The 26,527-nt window shown below is 63.7% G+C and carries 27 protein-coding genes and 1 tRNA gene; 12 read left to right on the forward strand and 16 right to left on the reverse strand.

Annotation, left to right across the window (positions count from 1 at the left end):
* Positions 1 to 15: 15 nt before the first annotated feature.
* On the reverse strand, positions 16 to 1,020 hold the full coding sequence (locus tag ACFC2Y_RS15020) for an ABC transporter substrate-binding protein (RefSeq protein WP_375176132.1): 1,005 nt from the start codon (positions 1,018 to 1,020) through the stop codon (positions 16 to 18).
* A gap of 178 nt (positions 1,021 to 1,198) precedes the next feature.
* Positions 1,199 to 2,470: a cytochrome P450 gene (locus tag ACFC2Y_RS15025; RefSeq protein ID WP_375176123.1), complete on the reverse strand. Its 1,272-nt coding sequence runs from the start codon at positions 2,468 to 2,470 to the stop codon at positions 1,199 to 1,201.
* A 141-nt stretch (positions 2,471 to 2,611) separates the two neighbouring features.
* Here ACFC2Y_RS15025 and ACFC2Y_RS15030 point away from each other — a divergent pair, with 141 nt between their 5' ends.
* Positions 2,612 to 3,250 (forward strand): glutathione S-transferase family protein, encoded by a 639-nt coding sequence (locus tag ACFC2Y_RS15030; protein WP_375176124.1) that lies wholly within the window; start codon positions 2,612 to 2,614, stop codon positions 3,248 to 3,250.
* 35 nt (positions 3,251 to 3,285) lie between these two features.
* Here ACFC2Y_RS15030 and ACFC2Y_RS15035 read toward each other — a convergent pair whose 3' ends face one another.
* From ACFC2Y_RS15035 to ACFC2Y_RS15055, 5 genes are all read right to left on the reverse strand, one after another.
* Positions 3,286 to 5,187, reverse strand: coding sequence for an acyl-CoA synthetase (locus ACFC2Y_RS15035; protein ID WP_375176125.1), 1,902 nt, complete (start codon positions 5,185 to 5,187; stop codon positions 3,286 to 3,288).
* 215 nt (positions 5,188 to 5,402) lie between these two features.
* On the reverse strand, positions 5,403 to 7,214 hold the full coding sequence (locus ACFC2Y_RS15040) for an ABC transporter transmembrane domain-containing protein (protein ID WP_375176126.1): 1,812 nt from the start codon (positions 7,212 to 7,214) through the stop codon (positions 5,403 to 5,405).
* Between the two features lie 515 nt (positions 7,215 to 7,729).
* Entirely contained in the window at positions 7,730 to 8,539 is an 810-nt protein-coding gene (locus tag ACFC2Y_RS15045; protein ID WP_375176127.1) for an SDR family NAD(P)-dependent oxidoreductase, read from the reverse strand.
* Positions 8,540 to 8,708: 169 nt separating this feature from the next.
* Positions 8,709 to 8,782, reverse strand: a tRNA-Gly gene (locus tag ACFC2Y_RS15050).
* 59 nt (positions 8,783 to 8,841) lie between these two features.
* Positions 8,842 to 9,498: a glutathione S-transferase family protein gene (locus ACFC2Y_RS15055; RefSeq protein ID WP_375176128.1), complete on the reverse strand. Its 657-nt coding sequence runs from the start codon at positions 9,496 to 9,498 to the stop codon at positions 8,842 to 8,844.
* Positions 9,499 to 9,599: 101 nt separating this feature from the next.
* Between ACFC2Y_RS15055 and ACFC2Y_RS15060 the strand changes: the two genes are divergently transcribed.
* On the forward strand, positions 9,600 to 10,814 hold the full coding sequence (locus ACFC2Y_RS15060) for a polyhydroxyalkanoate depolymerase (RefSeq protein ID WP_375186452.1): 1,215 nt from the start codon (positions 9,600 to 9,602) through the stop codon (positions 10,812 to 10,814).
* An 83-nt stretch (positions 10,815 to 10,897) separates the two neighbouring features.
* On the opposite strand, the gene ACFC2Y_RS15065 is transcribed toward ACFC2Y_RS15060, so the two are convergent.
* The 3 genes from ACFC2Y_RS15065 to ACFC2Y_RS15075 all read right to left on the reverse strand — a co-directional run bounded on the left by ACFC2Y_RS15065 (position 10,898) and on the right by ACFC2Y_RS15075 (position 13,869).
* Entirely contained in the window at positions 10,898 to 11,707 is an 810-nt protein-coding gene (locus tag ACFC2Y_RS15065) for a DUF1963 domain-containing protein (protein WP_375186155.1), read from the reverse strand.
* A 123-nt stretch (positions 11,708 to 11,830) separates the two neighbouring features.
* Positions 11,831 to 12,727: an AEC family transporter gene (locus ACFC2Y_RS15070; RefSeq protein WP_375175396.1), complete on the reverse strand. Its 897-nt coding sequence runs from the start codon at positions 12,725 to 12,727 to the stop codon at positions 11,831 to 11,833.
* A 68-nt stretch (positions 12,728 to 12,795) separates the two neighbouring features.
* Complete coding sequence (locus ACFC2Y_RS15075; protein WP_375186453.1) at positions 12,796 to 13,869, reverse strand: DUF475 domain-containing protein; 1,074 nt, start codon at positions 13,867 to 13,869, stop codon at positions 12,796 to 12,798.
* Positions 13,870 to 14,152: 283 nt separating this feature from the next.
* On the opposite strand from ACFC2Y_RS15075, the gene ACFC2Y_RS15080 reads away from it, so the two are divergent.
* Positions 14,153 to 14,764 (forward strand): hypothetical protein, encoded by a 612-nt coding sequence (locus ACFC2Y_RS15080; RefSeq protein ID WP_375175398.1) that lies wholly within the window; start codon positions 14,153 to 14,155, stop codon positions 14,762 to 14,764.
* 50 nt (positions 14,765 to 14,814) lie between these two features.
* Here ACFC2Y_RS15080 and ACFC2Y_RS15085 read toward each other — a convergent pair whose 3' ends face one another.
* Together ACFC2Y_RS15085 and ACFC2Y_RS15090 are read right to left on the reverse strand one after the other, a co-directional pair.
* A complete protein-coding gene (locus ACFC2Y_RS15085) occupies positions 14,815 to 15,477 on the reverse strand; it encodes an SOS response-associated peptidase (protein ID WP_375175399.1) in 663 nt (220 codons plus the stop codon).
* The gene (locus tag ACFC2Y_RS15090) at positions 15,477 to 15,785 is read right to left on the reverse strand and encodes a DUF1992 domain-containing protein (protein ID WP_375175400.1); all 309 of its coding nucleotides are present in this window, start codon (positions 15,783 to 15,785) and stop codon (positions 15,477 to 15,479) included. Before ACFC2Y_RS15090 ends, ACFC2Y_RS15085 begins: the two co-directional genes overlap by 1 nt.
* A gap of 161 nt (positions 15,786 to 15,946) precedes the next feature.
* Here ACFC2Y_RS15090 and ACFC2Y_RS15095 point away from each other — a divergent pair, with 161 nt between their 5' ends.
* Positions 15,947 to 16,234: a GNAT family N-acetyltransferase gene (locus ACFC2Y_RS15095; protein ID WP_375175401.1), complete on the forward strand. Its 288-nt coding sequence runs from the start codon at positions 15,947 to 15,949 to the stop codon at positions 16,232 to 16,234.
* 21 nt (positions 16,235 to 16,255) lie between these two features.
* Entirely contained in the window at positions 16,256 to 17,218 is a 963-nt protein-coding gene (locus ACFC2Y_RS15100; RefSeq protein ID WP_375175402.1) for a pirin family protein, read from the forward strand.
* A 63-nt stretch (positions 17,219 to 17,281) separates the two neighbouring features.
* On the opposite strand, the gene ACFC2Y_RS15105 is transcribed toward ACFC2Y_RS15100, so the two are convergent.
* The gene (locus ACFC2Y_RS15105) at positions 17,282 to 18,853 is read right to left on the reverse strand and encodes a bifunctional metallophosphatase/5'-nucleotidase (RefSeq protein ID WP_375175403.1); all 1,572 of its coding nucleotides are present in this window, start codon (positions 18,851 to 18,853) and stop codon (positions 17,282 to 17,284) included.
* Positions 18,854 to 19,025: 172 nt separating this feature from the next.
* Here ACFC2Y_RS15105 and ACFC2Y_RS15110 point away from each other — a divergent pair, with 172 nt between their 5' ends.
* From ACFC2Y_RS15110 to arsC, 3 genes are read left to right on the forward strand one after another with little or no spacing between them, the layout of a single operon-like run.
* Positions 19,026 to 19,364: a DUF952 domain-containing protein gene (locus ACFC2Y_RS15110; RefSeq protein WP_375175404.1), complete on the forward strand. Its 339-nt coding sequence runs from the start codon at positions 19,026 to 19,028 to the stop codon at positions 19,362 to 19,364.
* A complete protein-coding gene (locus tag ACFC2Y_RS15115; RefSeq protein WP_375175405.1) occupies positions 19,361 to 20,419 on the forward strand; it encodes a quinone-dependent dihydroorotate dehydrogenase in 1,059 nt (352 codons plus the stop codon). Before ACFC2Y_RS15110 ends, ACFC2Y_RS15115 begins: the two co-directional genes overlap by 4 nt.
* Positions 20,416 to 20,760, forward strand: coding sequence for an arsenate reductase (glutaredoxin) (gene arsC, locus ACFC2Y_RS15120; RefSeq protein ID WP_375175406.1), 345 nt, complete (start codon positions 20,416 to 20,418; stop codon positions 20,758 to 20,760). Before ACFC2Y_RS15115 ends, arsC begins: the two co-directional genes overlap by 4 nt.
* Before the next feature lie 79 nt (positions 20,761 to 20,839).
* Here arsC and ACFC2Y_RS15125 read toward each other — a convergent pair whose 3' ends face one another.
* From ACFC2Y_RS15125 to ACFC2Y_RS15135, 3 genes are read right to left on the reverse strand one after another with little or no spacing between them, the layout of a single operon-like run.
* Positions 20,840 to 22,165, reverse strand: coding sequence for an MATE family efflux transporter (locus ACFC2Y_RS15125; RefSeq protein ID WP_375175407.1), 1,326 nt, complete (start codon positions 22,163 to 22,165; stop codon positions 20,840 to 20,842).
* Entirely contained in the window at positions 22,158 to 22,688 is a 531-nt protein-coding gene (locus ACFC2Y_RS15130) for a PaaI family thioesterase (protein ID WP_375175408.1), read from the reverse strand. Before ACFC2Y_RS15130 ends, ACFC2Y_RS15125 begins: the two co-directional genes overlap by 8 nt.
* Entirely contained in the window at positions 22,685 to 23,149 is a 465-nt protein-coding gene (locus ACFC2Y_RS15135; protein ID WP_375175409.1) for a PaaI family thioesterase, read from the reverse strand. The genes ACFC2Y_RS15130 and ACFC2Y_RS15135 overlap by 4 nt, the downstream gene beginning before the upstream one ends.
* Positions 23,150 to 23,292: 143 nt before the next feature.
* Here ACFC2Y_RS15135 and ACFC2Y_RS15140 point away from each other — a divergent pair, with 143 nt between their 5' ends.
* The 4 genes from ACFC2Y_RS15140 to ACFC2Y_RS15155 all read left to right on the forward strand — a co-directional run bounded on the left by ACFC2Y_RS15140 (position 23,293) and on the right by ACFC2Y_RS15155 (position 26,494).
* A complete protein-coding gene (locus tag ACFC2Y_RS15140) occupies positions 23,293 to 23,706 on the forward strand; it encodes a MerR family DNA-binding transcriptional regulator (RefSeq protein WP_375175410.1) in 414 nt (137 codons plus the stop codon).
* A 219-nt stretch (positions 23,707 to 23,925) separates the two neighbouring features.
* Positions 23,926 to 24,330, forward strand: coding sequence for a MerR family DNA-binding transcriptional regulator (locus ACFC2Y_RS15145; RefSeq protein ID WP_375175411.1), 405 nt, complete (start codon positions 23,926 to 23,928; stop codon positions 24,328 to 24,330).
* A 24-nt stretch (positions 24,331 to 24,354) separates the two neighbouring features.
* A complete protein-coding gene (locus tag ACFC2Y_RS15150; RefSeq protein WP_375175412.1) occupies positions 24,355 to 26,133 on the forward strand; it encodes an acyl-CoA dehydrogenase C-terminal domain-containing protein in 1,779 nt (592 codons plus the stop codon).
* 148 nt (positions 26,134 to 26,281) lie between these two features.
* Positions 26,282 to 26,494, forward strand: a complete 213-nt coding sequence (locus tag ACFC2Y_RS15155; protein WP_043748131.1) for a hypothetical protein — start codon at positions 26,282 to 26,284, stop codon at positions 26,492 to 26,494.
* The last annotated feature ends 33 nt before the right edge of the window (positions 26,495 to 26,527 follow it).

Below are 26,527 nucleotides of genomic sequence, written 5' to 3' on the forward strand. Positions count from 1 at the left end.
GCCGCCCCCCTGCCCTTACTTCAGCATCCGGCTGCCGGCATCCGGCAGATAGCTGCTGTCGAAGTATTTGGAGGCATCCGGTTCCGACTGGAACTCGTAGACCGATTTGGTCTGTTCGATGGCCGAAGCCATCCGGTCCGCGTCGATCCCGCCCATGCCGTTCTCGGCGACGTAATCGGTCAGCACATTGGCGTCGATGGACATTTGCAGACGCTCTGTCTCCAGCCCGGCATCCGCCGCCGGGTTCCGCTTGATCAGCGCATCCACCGCCTTGGCCGGATCGGCAATGGCGGATTTCCAGCCCATGGCGACGGCCTTGAGGAAGCCGGTGACCGCCTCGGGGTTGGCTTCGGCGAAGTCGGTGTTGACGATGATCGCGTTGCCATAGAGGTCGACGCCATGGTCGGCCATCAGGATCACGCTCTGATCTTCCATCGGCACGCCGAGCCGCTTGAGATTCAGCGTGGAGGAGAAGGAGAAGCCGGTCACGGCCGCCACCTTGCCCTCGGCCAGCATCGGCTCGCGCGTCGGGAAGCCGACCGGCTCCACCGTGATCGCGCCGACATCCAGGTCGTTCTCGGCGGCAAAGATCGGGAACTGCGCCCAGGCCCCATCCGGCGGCGGGGCGCCCAGCACCTTGCCTTCCAAGTCCTTCGGTGCTTCGACGCCAAGCGACTTGCGGCCCACGACGGCGAAGGGCGGCTTGTCATAGACCATCATGACGGCCGTCACCGGCGCATCGGGGTTCTGGTCGAGGAAGCGCATCAGGCTGTTGATATCGGCAAAGCCGATCGGATAGGCACCTGTCGCGACCTTGGGAATGGCGTCGAGCGAGCCCTTGCCCTCGGAAATTTCGACCGTCAGGCCCTCGGCGGCGAAGAACCCTTCGTCAATGGCCGTGAAATAGGGGGCGGCGGGGCCTTCGAACTTCCAATCCAGCGCGAAGGGCATATCGGTCTCGGCGGCGGCCGCCCCGGCCATCCCCATGACCGAAACGGAGGCAGCAAAGGCTGCGGACATCAGTCTGTTGAACAATTCTCTCTCCTGTCTTTGAACCGCGTATATTTGCGCTGACTCATGGGGGTTGGGGAACGTGGATCACCACGCGCCCCGCCCCTTCATCGCCTAAAGAGGATGCGCTGCCTATTTAAGTAGCAGATAGCCCCGTTTTTGACCAAACGATCAATAGCCGGAACGATCAGATTTTTCGCGGTATCCGCACCATCAGGTTTTCGTACCCACGCACAAAGACGGAGAAGGTTCGCTTGGGCTCCTCCAGCACCTCGATCACCGGGAAGCGCTGCAGGATTTCCTCCCACAGGATCTGCAGCTGCATCTCCGCCACACGGTTGCCGAAGCACCGGTGGATGCCGAAGCCGAAGCTGAGATGCGACCGCACGTTCTTGCGCGTGATGTCATAGGCGTTCGGGTTCTCGAAATGCCGCTCGTCCCGGTTGCCCGACAGATACCACATTGCCACCCGGTCTCCCTTGCGGATCACCTTGTCGCGCAGTTCCACGTCCTCTTTCGCCGTCCGCGCCATATGGGCCAGCGGCGTCTGCCAACGGATGGTTTCCGACACCATCCCCGGCACCAGACCATGATCACCGCGCAGAAGGTCATACTGATCCGGATTCTGGTTCAGCGCATAGACCGACCCCGACAGCGTGTTGCGCGTCGTGTCATTGCCGCCGACGATCAGCAGGATGACATTGCCGTAGAAGATATGACGCGGCATGGAGGAGGTTTCCTCCCCCTGCGCCAGAAGCGAGATCAGGTCGAACCCGTCCTCCCGCGTCTCCCGCTCGCGCCAGAGCGCGTCGAAGGCGGCGAAACAGGCGTCCATCTCCTCCTTCTTGTGCTCCCAGCTTTTGACCGGGCCATTGCCGGGCGAGCCGGTGATCATGTCGGACCAATGGGTCAGCTGCCGACGGTCTTCGAACGGGTAGTTGAAGAGCGTGGCCAGCGTCATCGCCGTGAATTCCTTGCTGACCAGATCGACCCAGTCGAAGGGCTCACCGACCGGAAGGCTGTCCAGCAATTTGCCCGCCCGCTCGCGTAGCAGAACGGACAGTTTTTTCAGGTTCGGCGGCTGAACGACCGGCCCCACGGCCTTGCGCTGCGGGCCGTGATCGGGCTGATCCATGGTGATGAAACCGGCCCCGTCGTTGGATTGGTATCGGTTGAACTCGATCGCCTCCGCCGTGCGCAGCGTGATCGCCTCGGCCGAGGAAAACCGTTTGTGATCAAGGTCCACGGCCGCGATATCCTCGTAGCGGGTGATAGACCAATGCGGTTCGTAATTGCCGGTCTCGCACCAGTGCACCGGGTCCTCGTTGCGCAGCCGCTCAAAGAACGGGAGTTCTGCGCCGGTGGCAAACAGGGAGGCCCGGGCCGCCGTGAACTCCGCCAAAGGCGCGGCCAGCGCTTCCGCCTGGCTTTCCGACAATTGTGCGATGACATTATCCATGGCTCGACCTCCCTCCGATACGTGACGTGCGCGTAAACCATAGGAGCGTGAAGACCCGTCCCGATCAAGCCCCCCGGCAAAAGAGCGCCACGTCAATTTAACATATTTGCTAAATATCTCATTTCGGGCTAAGCAGGCCCCATGACCGATTTGACCCTTGTTACCTTCGACTGGGTCCCCGATCTGCCGCGCGGGTATGTGCGCGACCTGCGGATCAGATGGGCCCTCAATGAAGCCAACCTACCATATACCGTGGCCTCCGTCCCATTCCGCGACAGGACAGACCCCGCCTTTGAGGCCCACCCCTTTGACCAGGTCCCCTGGATCGAGGATGCGGGACGGCCCATCTTCGAAAGCGGCGCGATCCTGCTTTACCTCGGTCGCAAGAGTACCGCCCTGATGCCCGAGGATCAGGCGGGCCGCGACGCGGTCACGCAATGGGTCCTGGCCGCGCTGAATTCGGTCGAAATGGCCGTGCTGCCCTGGACCCTCTATCGCTTCGTCGGCGACAAAGAGGACACCCCGGGCCGCGCCATGCTGGAACAGTTCCTGACCGGGCGACTGACCCACATGGAACAGGTGCTGGCACATGGCGGCTGGCTGACCGGCCAGTTTACCGTGGCCGACATTCTGATGTCGGATGTTCTGCGGCTGGCGGACAGGTTCGACGCCCTCGCCGACTTTCCCGCCTGCCGCGCCTATGTCGAGAAAGCCAAAGGCCGCCCGGCATTCCAGGCGGCCCATGATGACCAGATGGCCCATTTCGCGGCGGCGGATTGACCCGCCGCCCCTTTTGATCCCGGCCTAATCCCGGATCACTCCGCCCATTGCCAGGGCCGGGTGAACTTGCCCAGAAGGGCGGTGATGGCCATCTCGTCCACCTCACCGGTCTTCCTGACCTTGGCGGTCAGGCCCAGCTTCTTGTCGTCGACCACATCGACGACCTCGGCCTCCACCATCGCTTCGGCGAGCGCGGCATTGTAGACCCGCTTGATCGCGCTCTTGCGCAGATCCGGCTTGAAGACCTTGCCAACAGCGGTCTTGGGCAGTTCGTCCATCACCTCGACATATTTCGGGAAGGCCGCGCGTTCGTGGATGTGCTTCTCGGCAAAATCCTTCAACTCTTCCGGCGTCACGCTGGCCCCGGAGACCAGTTCGACATAGGCGCAGGGCATCTCGCCCGAATGCGCATCGGGCTGCCCGATCGCACCGGCAAAGGCCACGGCATCATGACGCAGCAGCGCCTCTTCAATCTCCGCCGGGTCGATGTTGTGACCACCCCGGATGATCAGATCCTTGGCCCGCCCGGTGATGTAGAGATACCCATCCGCATCAAACCGACCAAGGTCGCCCGTGCGCAAATACTGCCGGTTGCTGCCCGGCAGCGCATGGTAGAGGTCGCGGTTCTTCGCCTCTTCGGTATAAGTCGCGTTTTCGAAGACACCGGGGTTGGAGACACAGATTTCCCCCACCTCGTCGGTGGCACATTCCCGCACCTTGCCATCTTCGTCCGTTTCCAGAATCCGCACGTCCGTGTAGGGGAAGGGAATGCCGACGGACCCGATTTTTTTGGTCCCGTCCACCGGGTTGCAGGAGACAAGGCAGGTCGCCTCGGTCAGGCCGTAGCCCTCCACGATGGTCACGCCGGTTGCCTTCTCGAACCGGTTGAACAGCTCCTGCGGCAGAGGTGCGGAGCCGGAGAAGGAGGTCTTCACGGTTGAGATATCCGCATCCACCGGGCGCTGCATCATCGCGGAAATCGCGGTCGGCACGGTGATGATGAAGGTGATCTTCCAGCGCTCGCAGAGCTTCCAGAAGTTGTCGAACACCCCGTCCCCGCGATAGCCCGAGGGCGTCGGGAAAACCACATGCGCCCCGGATTTCACCATCGACATGAAGATCACATGGCAGGCGAAGACGTGGAAGAGCGGCAACGGACAGATCACATTGTCCTCTTCGGTATAGAGCAGCTCATGCCCGATCCAGCCGTTGTAGATGATGCCGGAATTCTTGTGCTGCGCGACCTTGGGCATCCCCGTGGTGCCGCCGGTGTGGAAATAGGCCGCGACGCGGTCTTCCTTGCGGTCCTCGAAGGTCAGCGTCTTGGGCTGCTTGGCCATCTCCGCGTTGAAATTCTTGACCCGCGCGTCGTGCTCCACCGGGTTTTTCGGCCGCACCAGCGGCACGATCCAGCTTTTCGGCGGGGACAGATAGCGGTTCAGGTCGATTTCCAGCAACGTCTTGACGTTCGGCGCGAAATCCACCGCCTTGGCGGTCTTCTGTGCCACGTCGGACTGCGGGAAGCTTTTCAGCGTCACCACCACCTTGGCATTGGTTTCGCGCAGGATCGCCGAGATTTGTTCAGCATCCAGCAGCGGGTTGATCGGGTTCACGATGCCCGCGACCATGCCGCCCAGAATGGCAATCGCCGTTTCATTGCAGTTGGGAAGGATCAGCGCGACCACATCCCCCTCTTCCACCCCGAGCGAGCGGAACAGGTTCGCCGCCTGACAGGTCTGATCGTGCAACTGCTGCCAGGTCAGCGTTTCCGCCTTGTCGGTCGGCCCCGAGGTCAGCTGAAACGAGATCGCGTTGTGCGAGGGAAACTTCGCCGTGGTTCTCGCCAGCATGTCATAGACCGTGACCGGCAGATCGCGGTCCTCCCACGGCATGGCATTCTGAATGGCCAGATTGTCGGCCAGCGACGTCATTCCCATAGGCTATCCTCCCGTTGCCTGCATCGGCGCACCGATGTTGCAAGACCATGTGCGACAATCGCCTGCAACGCAAGGTTGACGGCACGTTCAAGCCCTTTTGACGCAAAGAATTTGCCCGCCGTGACCCGGAAAGCAATGGGCCGCCCCGGCCCCCCCGGTATTGGAGGGAGGATCGCTTCCGCGCTTCCGTCGCCAGCGGCGGCCCCCGAAACCAGTCAGGAGCCGCTTTGCCCCCCCGCGCCGCCTTCGGTAAATTGCAGCCTCGCCAGCCGGGCGTAAAGCCCGTCTTGCGCCACCAGTTCATCATGTCGCCCCTCGGCGACGATCCGGCCCTTTTCCATCACGACGATACGATCGGCCTTTTTCACCGTGGACAGGCGGTGCGCGATGACGATGGTTGTCCGCCCCTCCGCGACCGTTTCCACCGCCTGCTGGACCAGCCGCTCGCTCTCCGCATCCAGGGCCGAGGTCGCCTCGTCCAGCAGCAGCACCGGCGCATCCCGCAGGATCGCGCGGGCAATCGCGATGCGCTGTTTCTGCCCGCCCGACAACATCACCCCGCGTTCGCCAAGCGGGCTGTCATAGCCATCCGGCAGGGCCATGATGAACTCATGCGCCGCCGCCGCCCGGGCCGCGGCCTCCACCTCCGCATCGGAGGCATCGGGCCAGCCGAAACGGATATTGTCCCGCGCCGTCGCGGCAAAGATCACCGGGTCCTGCGGCACCAGCGCCACCGCCCGGCGGAAGGATTTGCGCGCCAGCCCGCGCAGATCGGCCCCGTCCAGCCGCACCACCCCCGTCTCCGGATCGTAGAAGCGCAGGATCATCTGGATCACCGTCGTCTTGCCCGCGCCCGACGGCCCGACCAGCGCCACCGTCTCGCCCGGCTTCACGGTGAGCGTGACATCATCCAGCGCCGCCACCCCGGGCCGCGAGGGATAGTGGAAGGTCACCCCGTCAAAAGTGATCTCGCCCCGGATCGGCTCCGGCAGGTCACCGGGCACCTCCGGATCCGTCACCGCATCCTTGACCCCCAGCAATTCGACCAGCCGTTCCGTCGCCCCGGCGGCGCGTTGCAACTCGCCCCAGATCTCCGACAGAGCCGCGACGGAGCCCGCGACCATGACCGAATAGATCACGAACTGCACCAGCGCCCCGGTCGTCATCTCGCCCTGGCGGACATCATGCGCGCCGATCCAGAGGACCCCGACAATCCCGGTGAAGATCAGGAAGATCACGATCACCGTCATCACCGCCCGCGCCGTGATCCGGCGCAGGGCGGAGCCATAGCTTTCCTCCGTCACCTCGTCGAACTGCGCCCGAGACCGGTCCTCATGGCTGAAGGCCTGCACCGTCTGCACCGACAGCAGCGCCTCCGACGCGTTGCCGGAGGACTGCGCGATCCAGTCCTGGTTCTCCCGGCTCAGCACCCGCAGCCGCCGCCCGAGCGTCAGGATCGGCACGATCACCACCGGCACGATCAGCAGGACAAGCCCCGTCAGCTTGGCCGAGGTGAAGAGCATCAGGATGAGGCCGCCGATGAAGATCAGCATGTTGCGCAATGCGATCGAGACCGAGGACCCGATCACCGACTGGATCAGCGTGGTGTCCGTGGTGATCCGGCTCAGCACCTCGCCGGTCATCACCGTCTCGAAAAAGGCGGGCGACATGTTGATGACCCGGCCGAAGACGGCCTTGCGGATATCCGCCACGACCCGTTCGCCCAGACGGGTCACCAGTGCGTAGCGCATCCCTGTGCCCAGGGCCAGCAGCGCGGCAAAGCCCACAGCCGCCCCGAAATACTTGTCCAAGAGGCCGGAGGCATCGCCACCAAAGTTGTCCACCACCCGCCGCACGGCCAGCGGCAGCATCAGCGAAACCGAGGCCGTCAGGATCAGCGCCACCACAGAGGCCAGCATCATCAGCTTGTACGGCCGCAAATAGGGCCACAGACGTGCCAGGGCGCCGATATCGCGGCTCTTTTCGCGGTCTTCCGCGCCCGGAATGGCGGTCGGCTGTCGAGCCATGGCTGTCCTTACCCCTTGCTTGGCACCGCCGATGGCGGGCCACGGCTACATGGCCGGGGCCGACGCCCGGGTCAACCCGCAGCGGGAGGACGGGGTGTCGCGGGTCGGCCCCGCCAACGAAGTGCTTCCGAGGGGCCCGGAGATGCCCCCAACCCTCTTCAGGTCCCAGATACCCGGGGGAGGCGCCGAAGGCGACGGAGGCAGCGGCCCCAGCCGTTCTGACTAATGTGGAAGGTTCCTACGCAAGCTCTTGTGCAGTCAGACGTCTATTGGGTTCAGGCTTCGAAGTTTTTGTCGCAACACTGATCAAACGCACCGCGCGGCGGCAACGCCGGGCAGCGCGACCCGCCCCGTCGCACCGGAGGTGCGCCAAAACAGGCTGGCACGCCTCTGGCGTGACGGGCGGCGCTTTCGCGCCACCCTCGGGTCGGTCGCTGCCCTCGGCAAGGACTTGATCCCGTCGAGAACCACACTAAACAGAACGGCGGGGGCAGCGCCCCCACAACCCCGGTCCGTTAGGCCCGATGCCGCCCCGCCGTCGCCCCCGCATCCACCGGCAGCACAGCCCCGGTGATCCAGCGCGCCGCGTCTGAGGCCAGGAAGGCCACCGCATGGCCCACGTCCCAACCCGTTCCCTCGACCTGCAGAAGCGACCGGTTCTTGCGGCTCTCCCGCAGATCGTCGGACATGCCACGCGTATAGACCATTGGCGTATAGACCATCCCCGGACAGATACAGTTCACCCGCACCCCGTCGCGCCCGTGATGTGTCGCCATCGCCCGGGTCATCTGCACCACCGCGCCCTTGGAGGTCGGGTACAGCAGCTTGGGATGCCCGCCGATCAGCCCCGCGACGGAGGAGATATTGACGATCGAGCCCACCCCCTTCTCGATCATGCCGGGCAGGCAGGCCCGCGCCATCAGCACCATCGACGAGACATTGACCGCCATGGCCCGGTCCCACTCCGCCATATCCACATCCAGCGCCGTGCCATCCGGCCCGCCGATGCCGACGTTATTCACCAGAATATCCGGCACGCCCAGATCGGCGGTAATCGCCGCGACTGCCTCGGTGCAGGCGGCCTCCTCGGTGATGTCGCAGATGTAACAGCGGGCCTCGCCGCCCTCCTCCACGATCATGCGGCGGGTTTCCTCCACCCACTCCGCGTTCTCGTCGATCAGCGCCACCTTGGCCCCATGCCGTGCCAGAAGGATCGAGGCCGCGCGCCCGTTTCCGATCCCGTCCGCCCGGCTGCCCGCGCCCGTGACCACCGCCACCTTGCCCGCAACCGAAAAGGCCGACGGCACCTCCGTTCCACCTGTCATGTTCTTTCTCCGCTGTCCGACCATGTCCTGATTGCCTCCCCGCCCCATAAAACGGACAGGTCTCGCCGGAAATCTGACTTACCGTTGAGTAGAATCCAAGCGAAAACACGACAGACCAAGACCAGCCCGTAGATGGGCCCGATCAGATCACCATGTCGGAAAGAAGGTCTGGAGCGGGTAGCGGGAATCGAACCCGCACGACTAGCTTGGAAGGCTAGGGCGCTACCATTACACCATACCCGCGCACCAGTGCGTGGGATATTCCACACCCGCAGGCACAGGTCAAGCAGGTGTCATGCCCCTCAGAACTCCACCTCGAGCTCCAGGATTTCCTCCGGTTCCGCCCGGGCGCCCTCAGTCCATTCCACCATCAGCGGCCAGGACAGGATCGTCTCCACATAGGCGGTCAGAGTATCGTCCAGCGCCACCGAATAGGTGCGGAAGCGGGTGCAGACCGGGGCATACATGGCATCCGCCACCGTGGGCGTCTTGCCGAACAGGAACGGCCCGCCCGAAGCATCCAGGCACTGATGCCAGATCTCCTTCACCCGTTCGATGTCGGGCCGCGCGCCGGAAAAGATCTTGAAGCTCTCATGCCGCGCCTTGAGGTTCATCGGCAGGGCCGAGCGCAGATTGTAGAACCCCGAATGCATCTCGCCCGAGACCGACCGGCAGAGCGCCCGCTCCGCCGTCTCCTTGGGGAAGAGCCCCGCGGCGGGGAAGCATTCCTCAAGATACTGCGCGATCGCCAGCGTGTCCCAGACCGCCACATCCCCGTGTTCCAGACGCGGCACCCGGACCGAAGGCGACAACAGCAGCAACTCCTGCCGGTAGGCCGCATCTTCGGGGTCGACCATCTTTTCCGTGAAGTCGAGCCCGGACATCTTGCACATCAACCAGCCCCGCAGCGACCACGAGGAATAGTTCTTCGATGAAATCGTGAGCGTCGCGTCAGACATTGGGGCCTCCTCATGCGGCATTGCAGCATTTCTGCAAATTTTTGTCGCATGGCGATTTGGTTCTGGCTAGCCTGAAACCCGAAACAGGAGGCAAGACTGCCGTGCTTTATGCAACTTATCAGGGACTTGATGATTTTTTCGCCCCTTTGCGGACCCTGGCCCGCCTCGGGATGGCCTTCAGCCCGCTGTCTGACGGTCCCTTCGCCAGCTTGCTGCGCCGCAACACGGCCCTGCTGGAAATGATCTCGCGGTTCGAGCTGACGCATACGCGGCCCTCCTTCGGCATCAAATCCGTCCGCGTCGGCAACCGCGACCTGCCGGTGAAGGAGGAGATCGCCTTTGACCTGCCCTTCGGCCAATTGGTCAAGTTCAGCCGCGACAGCGACACCCCCCTGCCCCGCATCCTGCTGACCGCGCCGCTCTCAGGCCATTTCGCCACCCTGCTGGCGGGCACGATCAGGACGCTGCTGCGCGACCATGATGTCTATATCACCGACTGGAAGAACGCCCGCGATGTGCCCCGGGATGCCGGGATCTTTGGCGTCGAGGATTATATCGAATACCTCATCCGCTTCATGGAACACATCGGCCCCGGCGGCCATATCGTCGCCGTCTGCCAGCCCTGTGTCCAGGCCCTCGCCGCCGTTGCCGTCATGGCGGAGGAGAAGAACCCCGCCACCCCTCTGACCATGACGCTGATGGCCGGCCCGATCGACGTCCGCGAAAGCCCGACGGAGGTCAACCACCTCGCCTTCGACAACCCGCTGTCGTGGTTCCAGAACAATGTGATCCACACCGTCCCCTGGCGCTTCGCCGGCGGCGGGCGGCGGGTCTATCCCGGCTTTGTTCAGCTGACGGCCTTCATGAACATGAACATGGACCGGCACCAGGCCCAGCATCAGAAGCTGTTTGACCTGCTGGCCGAGGGGAAGACGGAGGAGGCCAGGAAGATCAAGGATTTCTACGACGAATATTTCGCCGTCCTCGACCTGACCGAGGAGTTCTACATCGAAACCATCGACCGCGTCTTCCAGAAGGCGGAACTGGCCACGGGCGACTTCATGTACCGCGGCCGCAAGGTCGACCCGGGCGCGATCCGCCACACCTCCCTCCTGACGGTCGAGGGCGGCCGCGACGACATCTGCGGCCTCGGCCAGACCTCTGCTGCACACGACCTCTGCACCTCCCTCCGCCCGCACCTGAAACGCCACCACCTCCAGGCCAACGTCGGCCACTACGGGGTGTTCAACGGGTCGAAGTGGAACAACGAGATCTATCCGGTGGTACGGAATACGATATTGGCGATGGAGGGGTAGCCGATCCGGGAGCGGTTGACGTTGTCTAATAGCCCGGTTCGAGGCCAGAGTGCCGGATGCTGCGCAATAAGCAAACGGCGGTTCTAGTAGCAATCCCCCCTGATCACCCATGAATCCAAAGTCTTGAATAAGTAGAATGAACCTGAGTCAACGAAAGACATTTTGCCCTTAAACGTCGAGTCGACTTGAAAGAGAAATTGCGCATCTTTGGGCCAGTCAGAACCCTGAATCCATGTTGGCCAACCTCCAACTTTGACTGGATACCTACTGCACAGTTCAAAATATCTGTCAGACCAGTATTTGCTCTTAGAAAACCAATCATCTGCATTCGCTTGCGCAACATTTGTGGGGACTTCATCTACCATGTCTTGCCAGACTGGTTGTTCAAGAATCGTTTCACGCCAGAATATTGGAAAGGTTGGTAGGTCAGAGCTTTCCCTGTAACCGAACCCAAGAGGAACAAGGTTCTCAAAGTCGGTGTACGCCCGAACAAGAAACCCGTTCCCGTTTTCCGCTCCCCAGAAAGAGGAAGATTGCAGGTCCATCCAGATATTAATGAGTGCAAATCCTTCAAAGGCGGGCGGAATCTCTGGCAACTCATCAACACGAATTTGCAATACAGGGTGCATAATTTTACCCGACTGGTTGCAAATAGGTACGTCTTCACCCGGGGCACCTAGAAAATTACCACCCCACCAACTCGCAGCTCGGTTATCCTGTTGGGGTTTGCCTCCACCGATCTCACCGAAAATTGCAGGCTTCGCCAGTTCATCTAACCTATGCATCGCTATATTCATTTCTTTCGACGTGGCTTCGATGACCCTTGGACGAACGACTTTCGGATCGGAAGCTGTTCGGGAGAATATTGCTTTTATGAGATTAATAATTTGCATAGCATCGTTTCATCGTTTCTTCCCTTCGAACGTATATGCACAGGTGGTGAAACGATAGCCATCATTCGAGCGCTCATCATGAATGGCAGAAAGTCCGCATAGCCACCATTCCACACCATTCCCTCACCCCAACACCATCAACCACACCGGCAGCGTAAAGCACCCCAGAAACGTCGTCTGCGCGATCAGGGTCGCCACGGCCTCCCGGTCCGCGCCGAAGACCGACGCCAGCACATGCGCCGCCGCCGCCGAGGGCAGCGCGGCGAAGATCACGAGCACCGTGCGATAGGCCTCCTCCACCCCCAGCACCCCGGTCACGGCAAAGGTCACCGCTGGCAGGATCACCAGCCGGATCGCATTGATCGCCAGCGTAAACGGATCGAGCCGCGCCAGCGCCTCCAGCCGCAGCGCCGCGCCGATGGCAATCATCGCGACCGGCAGGGCCGCCTGCGACAGCCGCTCCACCGGGGCCAGCACCAGATCGGGCGGGCGCAGCCCGAGAATCGACAGGGTGATCCCGGCGAAGGACGCAAGAAAGAACGGGTTCAGCAGGATTTGACGAACCATCTGGCCAAAGGACAACCCGTTGCCCCGCGACAGCCCCGCCACGGCGAGGATATTGGCCACCGGCACCGCCAGCCCGATGGCGATGGACAGGATCGCGCGGTACTCCTCCGGGAAGCCCTGGATAGCCACGAAACCGAGCGCGGTGTTGAACCGCCACGAACACTGCCACATGCCTGCGAAATCCAGAAACCGCTCCGGCCCCAATGGCCGCGCCAGCCATGCCAGTGTCAGCCCAAGACCCATGATCGCCCAGACCCCCGGCCCGATCAGCAGCAGATCCGCCGCGGTCGGCGTGCGCCCGAGTGTCGCCAGAAAGACCAGCGCCGGGAAGAGGACGAGGTAGTTGAGCCGGTCGATCCCCTGCCAGGCCGCGACGCTCAACTGCCGTCGCAGGGCAACCCCGAGGAGGATCAGCGCGAAATCCGGCAGCAGGGCAAGAAGGACGGGGGACAAGGGCGGCTCCGCTAGATCAGGGTAATCCCCTGATGCGCCGCCCCGCCCCCCTTGGCAAGCCCGTCAGCCTAGCCGCTGTTGCGCCGGTTCCACCGCACCGAGGACCAGAGCGACATCCCGATCAGCGCCGCGCCCCCCAGCCCGGTGACCACCTCGGGGATATGGAAGAAGGACTGCACATACATGATCACCGACAGGATCAGGATCGCGTAGAAGGCCCCGTGCTCCAGAAACCGGTACTGCGCCAGCGTGCCCTTTTCGACCAGCATGATGGTCATCGAGCGCACATACATCGCCCCGATGCCCAGCCCGATCGCGATGACGAAAAGGTTCTTGGACAGGGCAAAGGCCCCGATCACCCCGTCGAAGGAAAACGACGCATCCAGCACCTCGAGGTAAAGGAAGGCGCCCAAGCCCCCCTTGGCCCCTTCGACCAGGGTTGCCTTGCGGTCGAGGATCCCGCCCAGCACCTCCACACACAGAAAGGTCACCAGCCCCCAGATCGCTGAGGACAGGAAGACGCGCGACTCCGCGTCGTCATGCATCTTGGTAAAGGCCAGCACGATCAGAAGGACCGCCGCCACCTCGATCCCGCGCACGGCGGAATAGCTGGCCATCTTGCCCTCGATCCATTGCACCCAGTGGATGTCCTTCTCATGATCGAAGAAGAACGAGAGCCCCACCATCATCAGGAAGGTCCCCCCGAAGGCCGAAATCGACAGATGGGCGCCCTCCATGATGTGGGCGTATTGCTCCGGCTCGCTCGCCGCCAGTACCAGCGCCTCCCAGGGGGAGACCTTGGCGGCCACGACGACGATCAGCAGGGGAAACAGGATGCGCATCCCGAAGACGGCGATCAGGATGCCCCAGGTCAGGAAGCGGTGCTGCCATTCCGGCGTCATCGTCTTCAGCTTGTTGGCATTCACGATGGCATTGTCGAAAGACAGGCTGATCTCCAGCACCGCGAGCACGGTGCAGATGAAGAAGATCGTCGCCATGCCTTCCAGCGTGCCGGTCTGCTGCCAACCCAGGACACCGCCCATGAGCAGGCCTGCCGCCGTCACGATGAAGGCCCATTTGAAATAGTGCATCATGCCACGCGCAGGGCCCCGCTGCGGCTCGGATCTGGTGTCGTTTGTCATCTGAAACTGCTTGGCGGCAGGTAAGCGTTCAGTGCCGACATCGCATATACGCCGCCCGAATATGCCAGAGGGGCCCGGTCACCGGTAACTTCAGCGGCCGTAGCCGCGTCGCCAATATCGGCAACCACACCCCACAGGTCAATGGGCGGACGGAGCGGCTGTTTCGAGAATGAAAACACTCTCTTTTTCATCGAATTGCGGCAGGCTCACCCTCAATACGCCACCAGTTCGCCGTAATTTCCCCTCATGTTGACCCGGAAACTTAATCCCCGGAGGTGATTCCATGATCATCACTATGTGGCGCGAAACCCTGCGCCCCCTCTGTCTCGGCCTCATCCTGTCCGCCTTTTCCCTGGGCGCGTCGGCAACACCTGCCTCCGCCGATATTGCGCAGGCCCTGTATTGCCTGTTCTACGGGTGCGACTGGGACGACGAAGAAGAGGTCGAGCATGTCGACCCCACGGGCGTGATCCATACTGTCTTCATCGTTGGCGATGCCTTCTTCCCCGAAGAAATTCACGCCAGCCCGGGTGACGAGCTGAAGTTCTACAACCTCCGCAGCTCCTCCATCCGGGTGAAGGCCGACGACGGATCCTGGACCAGCACCAACATGAGCAAGAACCAGTCCTGGTCCCTGATCCTGCAGGCGGACACTGAACTGCAATTCCGCAAGAACGGCTACAGCTCCCCCTACATGTATGGCGAAGTCTTTCTCGAAGACCCGCCTGCATCTGTGGCCTTTGGCGATCTGATCGACCCTAGCGGCAATGTCATTGGCAAAGGTGGCGAGGTCGCCTATGTCGCATCAGGTTTGGGCCGTACGCTGGCCGGTGTCTCGGGGAACGTACAGGATGTCGGTCAGGGTCTGGGCAATCTGCTGGGTCTAGGCAACTGATCGACGGCTTCCGGCCCACTTTATCCCGGGGGGCCCGGCAAAGGTCCTGATCATGTGGCCATGGGCGCGATCAGCTCCGGCCCGCTCGCCCGATTGGAATTCACCTCGGTTCCGACGCGGTACATCGCATAGACATCATCCGGCGCGGCACGCATAAGGCGGGCCGCGCCTTTTCCGTTCTCGCCCAGCCACAACGCCCAGTCCTCGGGCTCCAGCAGCACGGGAATGCGATGGTGGATCGACGCCATCTGCCCTTCCGCCTCCGTCGTGACGATGGCACAGGCAGTCAGCGCCTCGTCATCCCGCGCCCAGTCCTGCCAGATCCCGGCCATGACCATGGGCGCCCCGTCGCGGCGATGCACGAACCAGGGCAGCTTCTGGTTTCCTGCCCGGTCCCATTCGTAGAACCCGTCCATCGCGATCAGGCAGCGCCGTTCCCGGGCGGCCGCGCGAAAGGCCGGCTTCTCGGCAATGGTTTCGGCCCGGGCATTGATCAGGAGCGGGCCGTCGGTCGGGCTCTTGTACCAATGCGGGACAAAACCCCATCTCATCGCGCTCAGCCGCCGCCCGCTTTCGCCAAGCGAACAGACATTGACCAGTACGGTCGGACAGACATTGTAATTGGGCGCGGGGGCCAGATCATTGGCGGGGGCGGCATTGAACAGCTGCGCCATCGCATCGGGGGGCAGGGTGACGGCGAACCGTCCGCACATCAGCCGGTCCAGCCCTTCCGGGCCATGGCGATCCGCGCGTCCATCATGGACATCTCTTTCATGATCTCCATGCGGCGGTCCGGGTTGCCCTCGGCCGCCAGCTCTGCCCGCAGGTCTTTCAGCTTGCGCGACAGGGTCACGAACTCTGGCTCTGCGTGGTTCTCCTCCATCACCCGGCGCAGGAGGGCGTTTTCCGGGTCATCGACACGCGGCAGAGGTTTGCCCGCCCCCGGCAGGTTGTCGAAATCGCCGTTTCTTTCCGCCTCGGCGATCTTGGCCGAGATGAGGTCGAGCAGAGGATGGTCCATGACAGCAGTATATAGGCGGCCGCGCGGAATTGAAAAGTGCGCCCGCGCACCCGACAAACCCCGGCGAAAAGCGGCCCTGCGCACCATCTGTGCGGAAATAGCGGGATGCAATCCGCGCCAAACACCTCACTTTCATGCAAGCTGACCACAGGAGGATCACCATGGGCACCATCGACGTTACGAGAGAGGATCATGACACCAAGGGTCGTTACGTTGCGACAGTGGACGGTCACGAGGCCGAACTGACCTATTCGCGGATGAGCGACACGCAGATTATCGCCGACCACACCGGCGTGCCGGAGGCCTTGAAAGGGCGCGGCGTCGGTCTGGAACTGGTCAACGCCCTGGTGGCGGATGCTCGCGCCCGCGGCTTCAAGATCGTGCCGCTGTGCCCCTTCGTGCGCGCACAGCTTGCCCGTCACCCTGAATGGTCCGACGTCTTCGTCTGACAAGGCAGAGAGGAACCACACATGAGCTGGAATCCCACCCACGCCCCGGAATGCGAAAGCGACGCCGGCCTCGACGCGCTGGAAACCGTCATCGTGCCGCGCGCCCGCGATCTCGGCGGGTTCGAGGTGCGTCGCGCCCTGCCCTCCCCGGACCGTCAGATGGTCGGGCCCTTCATCTTCTTCGACCAGATGGGCCCGGCGGAATTCATCACCCAGCAGGGCATCGACGTGCGCCCGCACCCGCATATCGGCCTCGGCACGGTCACCTATCTTTACAAGGGAGAATTCGAACACCGCGACAGCCTTGGCACCCATCAGATGATCCACCCCGGAGAGGTGAACTGGATGCTGGCCGGGCGGGGTGTCACCCATTCGGAACGCACCAGCGAGGAAACCCGCAGCCGACCGCACAGTCTGCTCGGAATTCAGACATGGGTCGCCTTGCCCGAAGATCGCGAGGACATGGAGCCGGACTTCGAACACCACGGCGCAGACGCCCTGCCCTTTCTCGAAGATGGCGGGTCTTCGGCCCGTCTGATCCTCGGCACGGCATGGGGGGCCCGTGCGCCCGTCACCATGCAGTCGGAGATCTTCTACGCCGACGTGACCCTCGCCCCCGGCGGTCACCTGCCGCTGCCGGACGAGCACGAAGACCGCGGGCTCTACGTGATCGAGGGTGAGATCGAGATCGCGGGCGACCGCTACGAGGCGGGCCGCATGATGGTGTTCCGCCCCGGCGACCGGATGTCGGTCTGGGCCGGGCCGCGCGGGGCACGGCTGATGGCGCTTGGCGGCGCGACGCTGAACGGCCCGCGCTACATGTGGTGGAACTTCGTCTCCTCCTCGCCCGACCGGATCGAAGACGCCAAGACCGCGTGGAAAGCCGCCGACTGGGACAACGGCCCCTTCCGCCTGCCGCCCGGCGACACGTCGGAGTTCATCCCGATCACCGACGACATGGACCGGATGAAGATCAAACGGTGAGACTGCAAAAAAGGAAAAGGCGCGCCGAGAACGGCGCGCCCTGTGGGCTCTTGGGAACCCGGGTTACTTCTTGGAGATCCGCCCGTCCGTGTAGGGCGTGTAGGGCGCATTCGCGGCCAGGTATTCCGCCGTCACATCTGCCAGGTCCGGACCGAAGTCATAGGCATTGGGCGAGTCCTTGAACATCGCATATCCGTCACCACCATTCCGGACATAGTTGTTGGTCACGGCGAGATAGGTCTTCTCCGGGTCGATCGGCACGAAGTCCTCGCCCTCCTTGACCATTACGTCGGAGACCCGCGACCCGGCCTCTGCCGCCGCGTCGAAGGTGAACTTGAGGCCCGCGACCTGCGGGAAGCGGCCTGCGCCATCCTCGATCTGGCTCACCCCGTTCTCCAGCGCCTCGACGATTGTGGCCCCGGTGGCCTCGAAGGTGGACAGGGTGTTCTGGAACGGCAGCACCGTCAGCACCTCTCCCATGGTCACCTCGCCCGCGTCGATGGAGGCGCGCAGACCGCCGCTGTTGGCGATGGCGATCTGAACGCCCTGGTCGGCCACCCGGTCCAGCATCGCATCGGCGACCAGGTTGCCCATGGAACATTCCTGCGCGCGGCAGACGTCACGGTTGCCTTCGATCGCGTCGGAGGTTTCGGCGACGACCTTGTTGCGGATCTCGTCCAGCGGCGCGGCGGCCTCGGCGATGCGCGACTTGGTGGGCTCGTCCTCGGTCACCGCCGCATCCAAGATGATCGGCTCACCCACGGCTTCGGTGACGACGCCCTCGTCGTTGAAGGTCACGTTCAGCTCGCCCAGGAACTTGCCATAGGCATAGGCCGAAACGATGGCGGTCTCGCCCACCATGGTCGGATAAGGCCCTTCGGCCCGGTCCGAGGTGTTGCTGAGGTAAGTGTTGGTGTGACCGCCCACGATCACGTCGACCCCGGTGGTGTTTTCGGCCACGACCTTGTCCACGCCATAGCCCGAGTGCGACAGCACGATGATCTTGTTCACGCCCTCGGCGGTCAGCTTGTCGACCTCGCCCTGCACCGCGTCGGAAGGATCGGTGAAGACGATGTTCGGACCCGGCGAGGCCAGTTCATCGGTGTCCTGCGGCGTCAGTCCGATCAGGCCGATCTTCTCGCCGCCCTGCTCGATCACCGTGGATTTCATCAGCACGTCCGCCAACTGCGGTTCGCCCGAAACGTCGGCGTTGGACATCAGCACCGGGAACTCGACCGCATCCATGAAGCCGCGCAGCACTTCTGGGCCGTCGTCGAACTCGTGGTTGCCCACGGTCATCGCGGTGTAGCCCATCTTGTTCATCATCTCGGCGGCGAGCTTGCCCTTGTAATAGGTGTAGAAGAGCGTGCCCTGAAACTGGTCGCCCCCGTCCACGAGAATGGAGTTGTTGGAGCGCGCCCGCGCCTCTTCAATCGCGGTCACCAGACGGGCCGACCCGCCAAAGCATTCGCCCGCATCATTGTCCTCCGATGAACAGCCCGAATCGTATTTCGAGATCGGTTCGAACCGCGCGTGAAAGTCGTTCGTGTGCAGAATGGTCAGCGAATAATCGGCCATCGCAGTCCCGGCGGAGAGCGCCAGTGCCGCGACGGAGGAGAGAAAACGGACAGACATCGGAAACCCCTGTTGATTGTGCATAGCCGGAATGCTGCAACGCAAATGGGATCGAGTCAAAGCCGATCTGAGCGCCTCTCCGCCGTCCGGCGGCTGACCAAGGGGCAAGCGCCCGAATAGCAGCCCGCGTCCCCCTCTTGACCGCGAGACATGGCCGGGGCATGCCACGCCCATGCTGATCTACAAGATTTTCCGCGCCGATGAATGGCAGACCCTCCGCGACGATGGCGTCACCGCTGGCGCGCCCGTAGATCTGGCGGATGGGTACATCCATTTCTCCACCGCCACCCAGGCGGCGGAAACCGCGGCCAAACATTTCGCCGACGTCGAGGGGCTGGTCCTCGCCGCGATCGAGGCCGACGATCTGGGCGACGAGCTGAAGTGGGAACTCTCCCGCGGCGGCGCGCTCTTCCCCCATCTCTACCGTCGGCTCACCCTGGCGGAGGTCCTCTGGCATGCCCCCCTGCCGCTGGTCGACGGGCAGCACCAGTTCCCGGACCGGATGACATGAGCACGCTGGAACGCCTTGGCCTCGCCGCCCTGCGCCGGATCGACCCCGAAACCGCACACCGGCTCGCCCTCAAGGCCCTGCGCAGCGGCTTTGCCCCCCTGCCCGGCCCGGTCACCTCGCCCCGGTTGCGTTGCGAGGTCGCGGGCCTTGCCCTGCCCAACCCTGTCGGTCTTGCCGCCGGGTTCGACAAGAACGCCGAATGCCTCACCCCGCTGGCCAGGGCGGGCTTCGGCTTTGTCGAGGTCGGCGCCGCCACCCCGCGCCCCCAGCACGGCAATCCCCGCCCGCGCCTATTCCGCCTGCCGGAGGACGGCGCGGTCATCAACCGCTTCGGCTTCAACAACGCCGGGATGGAAGTGATCGCTGCCCGGCTGGAACAGCGCCCCCAGGGCATGATCCTGGGCCTCAACCTCGGCGCCAACAAGGACAGCGCCGACCGGGCGGAGGATTTCGCCACGGTCCTGTCGCGCTGCGGCCCGCATATCGACTTCGCCACGGTCAACGTCAGTTCGCCCAACACCGAGAACCTGCGCGACCTGCAGGGCGCCGCGGCACTGGAGGCCCTGTTGCAGGGCGTGATCGAGGCGCGCAACTGGCTGCCCCGCCGCATCCCCGTCTTCCTCAAGATCGCGCCGGATCTGACGGACGAGGAACTGGCCGATATCGCGCGCGTTGCCCTCTACCGCGGTGTCGACGCCATCGTGGCCACCAATACCACCCTCTCCCGCGAGGGGCTGACCAGCAGGCACCGCGATGAAAAGGGCGGGCTGTCCGGCACGCCGCTCTTCGCCCGCTCGACCCGGGTACTGGCCAAGTTGCACGAGATCACCGACGGCGCGATCCCGCTGATCGGCGTCGGAGGCATCTCCACAGGGGCCGACGCCTATGCCAAGATCCGCGCCGGAGCTTCTGCCGTCCAGCTCTACACGGCGCTCGCCTATCACGGCCTCACGCGGGCCGCTGAAATCGCGCGGGAGCTTGACCGGCTCCTTGACCGCGACGGTTTCGCAAATACCTCCGAGGCGGTCGGCACCGGACGAAAGGACTTCCTGTGATACTCTGGCACAATCAGCGCTGCACCAAGTCGCGCCAGACCCTCGCCCTGATCGAGGGCCGCGGCTACCAGCCCCGCATCCGCCCCTATCTGAACGATCCTCCCTCGGCAGAGGAGATCCGCGATGTCATCGCCCGCCTCGGCGTCAAACCGATCGCCATGATGCGACGGCGCGAGAAACGCTTTGCCGAACTGGGCCTGAGCCCCGACAGCCCGGACGAGACACTGATCGCCGCCATGGCAGAAAACCCGATCCTGATCGAACGGCCCATCCTGATCTACGGCGACCGCGCCGCCATCGGCCGCCCGCCCGAAGCCGTCCTGCCGCTCCTCAGCGAGTGACGCTCAGGCGCTTTCTTTTTGCCGAAAACATCCTGGGGGACGTCGCGCAGCGGCGGGGGGGCAAAGCCCCCTCTACCCCCTACGCCGCCTCCGCCGGACTGTCTGCATCCGCCTCCAGTGAAGGATAGCGCAACGCCAGGGTGATCCCCCGCGCGGCGAAGGAGATCAGCAGGGCCATCCACAGCCCGTGGTTGCCGTAGATCGGAACCAGCGCCCAGATCGCGGCGCAATAGATGACAAAGCTCACCGCCATCATGTTGCGCATGTCACGCGACCGGGCGGCGCCGATGAAGATCCCGTCGAACATCCACGACGCGCAGCCGACAAGCGGCGCGGCCACCATCCAGGGCAGGTACTCCCGCGCGGCCAGACGGACCTCGGGCGCCTTGGTCATCAGGTCGATGATCAATCCGCCCGCCAACAGGAAGACCAGCGCCAGCACAACGCAGATCGCCACGCCCCAGATGCTGGACATGACCGCCCCGCGCCGCAACCCGGCGCGGTCGCGCCGCCCCAGGGACTGGCCGACAAAGGCCTCCGCCGCAAAGGCAAAGCCATCCATCGCATAGGCGGTGATGAAGGTGAACTGCGTCAGCACCTGGTTCGCGGCCAGCTGCACATCGCCGAAATCCGAGCCGAAATAGACGAAGGAGACGAGGATGATCTCCAGCAGCAGCGACCGGATCAGGATATCCCGGTTCACCACCGCCATCCGCACCAGCCGCACCCGGTCGAACACCCGGTCCCAGTCCCGCCAGGCCGGCACGCGAAACGCCGCCCGGCAGAGCCAGAGCCCGACCAGACAGCCCGCCCATTCCGCGATGAAGGTCGCCACCGCCACCCCCGGCACGCCCCAGTCGAAGCCCAGCACGAACAGCACATCGAGCGCCATGTTCAGCCCATTCATCACCAGCTGGATCACCAGCACCGCGCCCGTACGTTCCTGCGCGATCAGCCAGCCGGTCAGCCCGAAGACCGCAATCGCCCCCGGGGCCGACCAGATGCGGATGGACATGTATTGCCGCGACAGCTCCTCCACCTCCGCCGAGGCCGGGGACAGCGCGAAGGCCGCGCCAAAGATCGGCCATTGCAACAGGATCAGCGCCAGCCCCCCCGCCATGGCGATCAGCAGCGCGCGGGTCAGCAGCGCCGCCACCTCGCCCGCCTGACCGGCGCCCAGGGCATTCGCTGTCAGCCCGGTCGTGCCCATGCGCAGAAAGCCGAACATCCAGTAGATCGCCGTCAGTGTGATCCCGCCGATGGCCACGGCCCCGATAGGCGCCGCCTCTCCCAACTGGCCCACCACGCCGGTATCCACCGCCGACAGCAGCGGAACCGTGGCATTGGACAGGACGATCGGCAGGGCGATCTTCAGCACACGCCGGTGCGTGATCGGGTCAGCCATTCTCCGGTCCGGGTCTGCGCGCGACCAGGAAGTGCCCCATGGCATGGGCAAAGGGCCGGTCGCGATTGTCCTGCCAGGCTTCGACCTGCACACTGGCGTAACGGCGGCCAGAGCGGGTGACCCGCGCCCGCGCATAAGCGTCCCGTGGCAAACCGGACCGCAAGTAATCCACGGTGAAATCAATCGTCTTGGGCAAACGCGGCAATGGCCGGCTCACCATGTCGCCGGGGTCGCGCGCGCCGTTCTCCATCTCTTCCCAGATCATCGACCAGCCCAGGCCCACGATCGCCGTAATCTCCAGAAAGCCCGCCGTCACCCCGCCATGCAACGCAGGCAGCAGCGGGTTGCCGATCAACTCGTCCTTGAAGGGCAGCACCGCGGTCAGCTCATCCCCCCTGCGGTCGAACTGCACTCCGAGGAACTGGATATAGGGCACCCCCGCCACCAGCGATTGCAGCGCCGTGTCGCGCCGCTTCTTGACGTCCTGTACCGGTTCCGGCCGGTTCCCTCCCCCCGCGCTCATGATTTCGGCGTGAAGGTAAAGGCGCCGGTGGCCGTGGCGACAGGCCGGTCGCGGTCGTCATCCAGCGCCACCGCCCGCACGAAAGCCACGCTGCGCGTCGCCTGATAGCAATGGGCCTGCGCCACGATGGTCTGCCCCGGCGTCGCCGCGCGCATGTAGTCGATCCGCAGATCCAGCGTCGCCGTCCCCCCGCCACTGTCGGGATGGGCGATCACCGCCGCCCCGGCGGCCGAGTCCAACAGCGCCGACACCGCCCCTCCGTGCAGCACCCCGGTGTCCGGATCCCCGATCAGCCGCTCGTCATAGGGCATGGAGAATTCGGCCCGCCCGCCCCCGATGGAGTTCAGCGCGATATTCAACGCCTTGGCATGGGGCAGCGCCTCCATGAACTGACGCGCGATGCGCAGCATGTCCTCGGGGCTGGTACTGGCGGATGGATCTGGGGGGGATGTCGTCGCCATGGCGTCTCCTTTTGCTCCATATGATCGGCAATATTGCCGCAGGGCAACCCGATAGCCGACGCCACGCTTGCGGTTCCCCCTCCGCCCCGCCAGAATGACCCCGCGTCACAATTGAACAGCTGAACACCACGACGGAGGTCGGCATGAGCGAGAGCCGTCTCAGTTTCAAGGAGATGTGCGAAAGGTTCGACGTAACCCCGCGCACCCTACGGTATTACGAGTATATCGAGTTGCTGAGCCCGGAACGCGAGGGCCGGTCGCGTTTCTACCATCCCCGCGATTGCGCGCGGATGAAGCTGATCCTGCGCGGCCGCAAATACGGGTTCTCCCTCGAAGCGATCCGGCAATGGCTGGACATCTACGACGAGGAAGGCTCCGACGCGCAGATGCAGACCTGGGTCGAAAGCGCAGATGCGCAACTGCTGGAACTGGAAAGCCAGCGCAGGCAGATCGACGAAACCATAGCGGAGCTGCGCGCCCTGCGCGACCGCACCGCCGCGTCCCTGGAGGCCTATGGCGAATCAACCGACGCGGTCAGTGACATCGTCGAGAAATAGCCATGCGGGTGCCCCCACGGCAGTCTACCTCGCCCGAAACGGCCGGATTTGGCGCAGCCGGCCTTTAGAAAAGTTTCACAAAACACGGCTCCGAATTGGCTGATCTTACGTCAACCTGAAAATGACGCGACGTATCGCTTACGTTAACGTCAACCTGCGTTGTAATGAGGGCCAGGATCTGATTTTTGACCACCCGATCAAAACTGATGGGCAATGGTTATGGAATCCGACCGACTGATGACGATCCGCGAGATGTGCGACACCTTCGAGGTGACCCCGCGCACCCTGCGGTTTTACGAAGCGAAGGAGCTGCTTTTTCCGATCCGCGAAGGCCAGAAACGGCTCTTCACCCGGCGTGACCGGGCGCGGCTGAAACTGATCCTGCGGGGCAAGCGGTTTGGCTTCAGCCTCGAGGAACTGCGCCAGCTGCTTGACCTCTACGACATGGGCGACCAGCAACATACCCAACTGGTCAAGACCTATGAAATAGCGGAACAGCGCCTCGCCGATATGGAAGCGCGCCGTGATGAGCTGAACGAGGCAATCGCGGAGCTGAAGGAGCAAATGGACTGGGGCGCCAGCATTATCGCGTCCCTGAACACCGAGACCAAGGCGGCCGAATAACCTCGGCCAGAACGGGAGAGAGAGATGCCGACATTCACCGCACCTGTGAAAGACATGCAGTTTGTTCTGCATGACGTGCTTCAGACGTCCACGCAGGATGTGCCGGGTTACGAAGACCTGGACCGCGATTTCACCGCCGCGATCCTGGAGGAAGCCGGCAAGATCTCTACCGATGTCTTTGCACCGCTGAACGCCGTCGGCGACCAGCAGGGTGTGACGCTGGAAAACGGTGTGGTCCGGACCCCCGAGGGCTTCAAGGCCGCGTTCGACCAGTTCCGCGAAGGCGGCTGGACCGGCCTCGACTGCGATCCGGAGTACGGCGGCCAGGGCCTGCCCTACCTGCTGTCCACGGCCACCGGTGAAATCTTCTCCGCCGCCAACATGGCCTTCATGATGTATCCGGGCCTGACCCACGGCGCCTATTCCGCCATCCACGCCCACGGCTCGGACGAGCAGAAGCAGACCTATCTGCCCAAGATGGTCACCTGCGAATGGACCGGCACCATGAACCTGACGGAACCGCACTGCGGCACCGATCTGGGCCTAATGCGCACCAAGGCCGAACCGCAGGATGACGGCAGCTACAAGATCACTGGCCAGAAGATCTTCATCTCCGCCGGCGATCACGACATGTCCGACAACGTCATCCACCTCGTGCTGGCGAAAATCCCCGGCGGCCCCGAGGGGATCAAGGGCGTTTCGCTCTTCATCGTGCCGAAGTTCATCGTGAAGGACGATAATACGCCGGGTGAGCGTAACGCGGTGTCCGTCGGCAAGATCGAGGAGAAGATGGGCATCCACGGCAATGCCACCTGCGTGATGAACTACGACGGCGCTGTCGGCTACCTCCTGGGCGAGGAGCACAAGGGCATGCGCGCCATGTTCACCATGATGAACGAAGCGCGTCTCGGCGTCGCGATGCAGGGTCTGAGCCAGGCCACCGTCGCCTATGAAAACGCCCTCGCTTACGCCAAGGATCGCCTGCAGGGCCGTGCCATCACCGGTGCGGAAAACCCCGACGGCCCCGCCGATCCGCTGATCGTCCACCCGGATATCCGCCGCTCGCTGATGGATCAGAAAAGCTTCATCGAGGGCGCCCGCGCCTTCGGCCTCTGGTCCGCCTCGCTGATCGACCGCTCGCATCGCAACGGTGATGCGGAGGCCGAGGGCCTCGTCTCGCTGATGACCCCGGTTCTGAAGGGCTTCCTCACCGACCAGGGCTTCGACATGACCGTGCTGGCCCAGCAGGTCTACGGCGGCCACGGCTATATCGAGGAATGGGGCATGTCGCAGTTCACCCGCGACGCCCGGATCACCATGATCTACGAAGGCGCCAACGGTGTGCAGGCCCTCGACCTCGTCGGCCGCAAACTGGCCGCTGGCGGAGGCAAACCCGCCATGGCCTTCTTCGAGGAGATCAAGAGCTTCATCAAGGCGAACTCCGATGACGAGGACCTGAAGGCCAACTTCATGGAGCCGCTGAAGACCGCCTCCAAGCAGCTGCAGGAAGCGGCCATGTTCTTCATGCAGCAAGGCATGAAGAACCCGAACGAGGCACTCGCAGGGTCCTATGACTTCATGCACCTCTTCGGCCATGTCTGCCTGGGCTACATGTGGGCCCGCATGGCCGTCGCCGCGAAATCCGCGCTGGACGGCGGGGCCGAAGACCGCGACTTCTACGAAAGCAAACTCGCGACAGGCCGCTACTACATGGCCCGCCGCCTGCCCGCCTGCGCCATGCATGTGGCCCGGATCACCTCCGGCGCCGCCCCCGTCATGGCGCTCGACGCGGCCAACTTCTGAGCCGGGACCAACCCGCGCCACGACTGCGACAGGGAGGCTTCGGCCTCCGCTCACGGACCCGGCGGCAGATGTCGCCAAGACCGGCCAGGGGTATTTCCGCGGGGATGCGGGAATACCCCATACCGGCCACCGGACCAGAGGAGGAGACATGCCCAAACGCTTCCGCCTGACCCGCCGTTTCCCGGTCGCCATGACCGAAGACGGCTACCGCCGCCTGAAACGTTTCGCGCAGGAGGCCGGGCTGGACGAGGGCGAGGCCCTGTCCTTCCTCTTCGAGAACTTCGACAGCGTCACGGATGAGGACAACCTCACGCATCGCCTGCGGCTGTTCAATTCCGAACTGGAGGACCGCAAGAGATGAGCGATCCGCGCACAGGTCAGGTCGTCACTTTGC

This window comes from Pseudooceanicola sp., from assembly GCF_041987405.1.
In the GTDB taxonomy this organism is placed as follows: Bacteria; Pseudomonadota; Alphaproteobacteria; order Rhodobacterales; family Rhodobacteraceae; genus Pseudooceanicola.